Annotated in this window: 2 protein-coding genes and 1 pseudogene; 1 reads left to right on the top strand and 2 read right to left on the bottom strand. The window is 55.9% G+C overall.

Features of this window, described 5'->3' with window-relative positions; translation table 11 throughout:
* Positions 1-197: 197 nt before the first annotated feature.
* Positions 198-707, bottom strand: coding sequence for a DUF4142 domain-containing protein (locus QCE79_RS32425; protein WP_309851403.1), 510 nt, complete (start codon positions 705-707; stop codon positions 198-200).
* Between the two features lie 233 nt (positions 708-940).
* Here QCE79_RS32425 and QCE79_RS32420 point away from each other — a divergent pair, with 233 nt between their 5' ends.
* On the top strand, positions 941-1,495 hold the full coding sequence (locus QCE79_RS32420) for a DUF3005 domain-containing protein (protein ID WP_309851400.1): 555 nt from the start codon (positions 941-943) through the stop codon (positions 1,493-1,495).
* A 626-nt stretch (positions 1,496-2,121) separates the two neighbouring features.
* Here the strand turns inward: QCE79_RS32420 and QCE79_RS32415 are convergent.
* Positions 2,122-2,268: pseudogene (locus QCE79_RS32415) on the bottom strand (NAD(+) synthase); the annotation flags it as partial.

The raw sequence follows: 2,268 nt of genomic DNA, 5'->3' as shown, positions 1-2,268 counted from the left end.
GATCGTGCACGCCTGCATCTAGCGTTCGCCCAAACCGAGCAAAGTCCCAGCCGATATCGAACGCGGTTTCAAGTGTGCTTGCCGATAACATTGCGTTACTCCGGCGAATGCATTCCGAATGAGTAACTGGCGGGCAGCACCTGCTTGCCCGCAGTTGACGATAAAAAAATAGCTAGCGTCTTGAAAGCGCCTCCCGTTTATTGCACACCCTTCTTGGCCGCAAGCGCCTGCGCCATCTCCAGGTGATGTTGAATAGTGGGCAACGCTTTTTGCGCGGCCTTCTTCAAATCGGCATTTTGGCCTTCCTGAGCTTCCTTTTGGAACGCGGCGACGGCCTTCTCATGTCCTTCGATGCCAACGGTTCTTATATAGGCCGTATCGAACGCTTTGCCCTTGAGCGGCTTAAGCGTATCGAGTACCGTCGTGTCCGAATTGTCCATAGGGACCGCCACGCCATGAGGCGCAGCCATTTTGAGCTGGACGGTCAGTTTTGTGTGATCGAGCATCATGTGATGCGCAAAGTCCTTGACGTCTTTATCTTGCGACTGCTTGCTCGCAAGCTTCGCTGTGTCGATTTCGGTTGAGCTCGATTCGGAAGCCGTCTGTACAAAGGCTTTATCGATCGCAGGAAGGTCGTTCGCCTGCGTGGTGCTGGAGGCCTGCGTTTGCGCGAACGCGGAAGGTCCCGCAACGACAAGCGCAGACATCAGTGCCGCAAAATGGACCGTATTGAATTTCACTTTTGAGCTCCTAGCGTTCGGTTTGGAAACACTTCTAACGAGCAACCGGTGTGCCGTAGGGATCTAGGGGTTCTCTAACGCTACACACTCTAGAAAATGATCGTCTGCGGCACACGCAATGCTGCTCACACTTTGTCGAGCGGGCGACCGAGCCGCTCAGCTTCTCTTTCCCGCAACCTCATGCAACCGGCGGTATCCCCGTGAACAACGCTGAATCGAATCCAACTAAATCGCAGCAGAAGGAAATTCAGGCACGTACGCCATCTGAGACGCCTGCTACAGAAACCGCCCGCGCCGATCCGCAAGTCATGGAAAATGAACATGCGGGGAAAGAAAGCCCTCCAGCTTCATATGCAAATGGCGAGTCCGATCCGCTACCCGGAATTGATCTTGACTCGGTGACCACGCAGTCAGCAGACCCGATCGAGCGCGCCAAGTCTCGTGTCGTCTCTGTCGATAACGCAAATATGGAGGCATCCGACGACACGGTCGACACGGACGGAAAGGGCCTCGAGGCAAAACGAGACCTATCGCCTCAACACGATAATGTGATCGGCACTAACGCTACATTGGTGAACAACGTTCCCGCGCCCGCCAGTGGCCTCGGCGGTATTGACAGTCGAGCGGAAGGCAATCGACCTGTGATCCATCTCCGCGAGGGATGGACAATGGTCTATCACGGGTGCGTGGAATCGGCGGACCGCAACGGCGGCGGTGTTGAGCATCTCATTTCAATCGAACCAATCCACCACTGAACATGTTTTCGTTAAATGAGCTCGGTCGCGGCGACTTCTTTCAAAGCAACTTTACGCTTGTCATGGCCAGCTTCCTTGCCATGGTCGCCCTGCCTGCGAGCGGCTGTTCGTCAGGCGGCAGCTCGCCGCGCGAGGCGGTGCAGCAAGACATGCAAGCCTACAGATGCGCTGGTTTCGATCCGGTGGCTGACGAAATCGATTATCCAGCAGACGTTGAACGAGCGAGTAAGCGACTTCAAACCACTCCCGCCTGTCGCAGCGGCGCCGCAGCTGGTGCCAGACGGCCGTAAGCGTCTAGACCAGAGTGACGGGGAAATTGGGTCAGTCGCAGCACTCAGCTTCGATAAGGAAGTTCCATGCTGCGCGCAAAAGTAGCCGTTTGTGTGGCGAGCGGCACGCCTGCTCTGAGAACAACCATACTGTGTCTGATGGCGGAAGAAGGACTCGTCTGCAGGCGCGAGAGCAAAGCGCTAGAGTTCGAGTGCGAAGGCGCATCGTCTGGATTCAGACGATTTGCCGCGCGAGCGATGAGCCTGCCTGGGATCGAGTCCGTTTCTGTGCACCGAACAATGAACACGTCCGGCTGAACACCAGAAAGTCATCCGAACGAACGCGAGAACTACTGTTTATGAGGCAGGTACGGTTAACGGCAGCGAGCGTTCATGTCGCGTGGTGGTGTAAAAGCGTCGCACCGTAGCCACGACTTCAGAGCCGACGTCCCTGCCCTCCAGGAAATCATCGATATTCTCATAGCTGATGCCATAGCTGTCTTC

Origin of the sequence: Caballeronia sp. LZ003, assembly GCF_031451465.1 — a bacterium.
Classification (GTDB): Bacteria; Pseudomonadota; Gammaproteobacteria; order Burkholderiales; family Burkholderiaceae; genus Caballeronia.
This window is presented reverse-complemented; position numbering and strand designations above follow the sequence as displayed.